Source organism: Skermanella sp. (assembly GCF_059503625.1).
Genome location: NZ_JCACHA010000184.1, coordinates 1 through 3,470 on the forward strand (window position 1 = coordinate 1; position 3,470 = coordinate 3,470).

The window sequence follows — 3,470 nt, forward strand, 5'->3', positions numbered from 1 at the left end:
CCGACGCAGCCACGATCGTGTCGTCCCCGCTGTCGTCTTGGGGGTATAGATACCTCAATGCTGGCTCAGCCAAAGTTCTTTCTGACAACAAATGTGAGCTTTGGCCACATATGTGCTTCTCGTGTAACATAATACATTTGGATTATGACCCCCGGCAAATCATCTTCATTCAATATTCGTTGAATTTTACTCAGATTGTCTCCTCGCCCATTCTGCAGCATTTTGGACCGCCGACGGTGCGACAAACAGGGCCGGATGTTTCGCATAGCCAAAGACGACAACCTGCCATAGTCTCCCTGAGAGAGAGCATGGCCTGTTTAGGGCAAATCGTTTTGGCAATCGGTTGAGATACAACTTACGTCGGGGCAAGACGGTTACATGGAATTTAACAATCTGATAATTCTGATTGCATCGACACTTCTGCTGGTAAGTATTTTCACGAGCCTGATCTCATTTCGGATCGGGGCACCGTTACTTCTGATTTTCCTTGGCGTCGGATTGGCCGCCGGCGAGGACGGTATCGGCGGCATCACGTTCGACAATACGCCGGCCGCTTTCCTGATCGGCAGCGTGGCGCTTGCCATCATCCTGTTCGAAAGCGGTTTCGACACCCGATTCTCCAGCTACAGGGTCGCGGCGGCCCCGGCGCTGACCCTCGCGACAGTGGGTGTTCTCATCACGACCGGCCTCGTGGGACTTGCCGCTCACGTTGCGCTGAGCCTGCCCTGGCGCGAATCGCTGCTGCTCGGCGCCATCGTCAGTTCGACAGATGCCGCGGCGGTCTTCTTCCTGCTGCGGGTTGGCGGCATCACTCTCCGCGATCGGGTGCGCTCGACGCTGGAAATCGAATCCGGCACCAACGACCCCATGTCTATCTTCCTGACACTGGCGCTGGTTCAGTTGATCACCGCCGACGGCGACCAGTCCTCCTGGCATCTGCCGGCCTTGTTCATGTCCCAGATCGGCGGCGGCGTTCTGTTCGGGCTGGTGGGCGGGTGGCTGCTGGTGCTCGCGATCAACAGGGTCAAGCTGGAACCGGGACTCTACCCGATCGTTTCGCTGTCGATGGCCCTGTTCATCTTTGCGCTCGCCGGCGTCGCCGAAGGAAGCGGCTTTCTAGCCGTCTATGTCGCCGGTCTGGTCGCGGGAAATTCGAAACTGCGCGGCGCGCAAAGCCTGCGCCGCTTTCACAACGGGCTCACCTGGCTCAGCCAGATCGTCATGTTCGTGATGCTGGGATTGCTGGCCAGCCCGGCGCAATTCCCCAGCCTGTTCCTGCCGGCGGCGGCGCTTGCCGTGGTGCTGATCCTGATCGCCCGCCCGATCGCCATCTGGCTGTGCCTGGCGCCTTTCCGGTTCACCAACAACGAGACCACCTTCATCGCCTGGGTCGGGCTGCGCGGTGCCGTGTCGATCCTGCTCGCGATCGTCCCGATCCTGTTCGGGTTGCCGGACGGCCAGCTCTACTTCAACATCGCCTTCCTGATCGTGATGATGTCGCTGCTGGTGCAGGGCTGGACGATCCGGCCGCTGGCCCATTGGCTCAAGCTGATCGTCCCGCCGCGAATCGGCCCGGTGGACAGGGTCGAGCTGGAACTTCCGGGGCAGGCCGACTATGAACTGGTGGCCTATACGATCCTCGAGCACAGCCCAGTGGTCAGCGGCCATCGACTGCCACGCTGGGCACGCCCCTCGCTGATCATCCGCGACGGACAGGTACGGACGATCCATACGGTCCGCCATCTCCAGGCAGGGGACCTCGTGTACCTGTTCACTGCGCCGTCGCGCGTCTCCATGCTCGACCGTCTATTCGGCGAAACGCGCGAACTGGCGGAAGACGACCGCCAGTTCTTCGGCGATCTTGCGCTGAAGGCCGACATGACGGTCGCGGCGCTCGCGGAGTTGTACGGCCTGCCGCTGTCGATCCGGAACGCCAAGCTCACGCTGGCCGAACTGTTCCGGCAGGAATTCCGCGACGCCGTGGAGGTAGGTGACAGGCTGCGCATGGGATCGGTCGAATTGATCGCCCGCGACATGCGGGACGGGGAATTGCGTGTCGTCGGGCTGGCATTGGAGCCGGCAGCACCGCAGTCCGGACCACGCCCCCCCGCCATCCCCCTGCCCCGCGACCTGATTCGCATGCTTGAAGCGGCAAGGAGCCGCCTCTACTTCCGTCTATGGCAGCGGCGTCAGCGCAGACAGGCGCGCCGCGCGGAACGGGTTGCGCGCCGTCAAGCCAAACGGCAGGCAAAGGACGAGGCGTCTCGATCGGCGGATTGATTCGCCTGCAACCGAGTCGTTGGCGCGCGGGTTGTTAAGCGATCACATAACGCCAGGGATTGAGGCCGATGTTTGACTGGATTACAGGTTTGATGAACGGGCTGGGATATGCCGGCATCGCCCTGCTGATGTTCCTCGAAAATATTTTTCCGCCGATCCCCTCCGAAGTCGTGATGCCGCTTGCCGGTTTCACCGCCACCCAGGGCGGCATGTCCCTGGTCGGCGTTATCGTGGCCGGCAGCCTGGGGTCGCTGCTCGGAGCGCTGCCCTGGTACTACGCCGGCAAGGTTTATGGCCATAAGCGAATGCGCGAGTTTGCCGACCGCTACGGGCGCTGGATCACCGTGTCGCCCGACGACATCGACCATGCGACTGACTGGTTCAATCGTCATGGCCGATCCGCCGTGCTGATCGGACGCCTCGTGCCGGGTGTCCGCACCCTGATCTCCGTCCCGGCCGGAATCAGCGGCATGGGCCTGTTTCCGTTTCTGCTCTACTCCACGATCGGAACGGTAACCTGGACCAGTCTGCTTGCCATCTGCGGGTACATCCTGCGGGACCAGTGGAGTGCGGTGGAGGCCTATATCAGCCCGGTCAGCACCATTCTGATCGCAGGCCTGGTCCTGCTGTTCGCCTATCGCTTCGTCCGCCAGTGGCGAGGCCGGCGCCGGCAACGGCGCGAGATGTCACAGCAAGCGGGAGAGTGACGCTGAACTGCCCCGGCCTCCAACTGAGACGTTGAAGCGTTCCGCCTGTTCCTCTACAAGAACGCGAACGCTAATATACTAAAAGTTGTGTAAATTCGTTGGAGGCCAGATGCTGGCAATTTGGTGGAACAAGGGTGCGATGGCTGGGGCAGGCTTGGGCCTTTGCCTCGGCATCGCGGCGGCAGCGGCGCCGGCCGGCGCGGCGCCGACATCGATCTACGCCTTCGGGGACAGCCTGACCGACACGGGCAACATCACCTCGGCTACTTTCGGAACTCTCCCGCTGTCACCGCCCTATGCGCCCGGCCGGTTCTCCAACGGACCGCTCTGGATAGACCGGGTGGCGGAAGCTTACGGAACCCAGGCCGTTCCGTCGCTGGCCGGCGGCAACAACTATGCTTTCGGCGGGGCGACCACCGGCGGCACCGTCCCTCCGGGCGTCACTTTCCAGACGCTCGACTATCTGGCGCGGCAGGGGACGAA

Annotated in this window: 3 protein-coding genes; all 3 read left to right on the forward strand. The window is 62.2% G+C overall.

The features are described 5' to 3' along the window. Positions 1-378 precede the first annotated feature (378 nt). Positions 379-2,280 (forward strand): potassium/proton antiporter, encoded by a 1,902-nt coding sequence (locus AC5JJ6_RS04830; protein ID WP_496040955.1) that lies wholly within the window; start codon positions 379-381, stop codon positions 2,278-2,280. Between the two features lie 92 nt (positions 2,281-2,372). Continuing rightward, a complete protein-coding gene (locus tag AC5JJ6_RS04835; protein WP_496040956.1) occupies positions 2,373-2,987 on the forward strand; it encodes a DedA family protein in 615 nt (204 codons plus the stop codon). Between the two features lie 109 nt (positions 2,988-3,096). Next, positions 3,097-3,470, forward strand: a 374-nt coding sequence (locus tag AC5JJ6_RS04840) for an SGNH/GDSL hydrolase family protein (protein ID WP_496040957.1), incomplete at its 3' end; no start/stop codon positions are given.

Coding starts and splice junctions, on each gene's coding strand:
- AC5JJ6_RS04830 (WP_496040955.1), top strand. CDS start 379: ATGGAATTTAACAATCTGATAATTCTGATTGCATCGACACTTCTGCTG.
- AC5JJ6_RS04835 (WP_496040956.1), top strand. CDS start 2,373: ATGAACGGGCTGGGATATGCCGGCATCGCCCTGCTGATGTTCCTCGAA.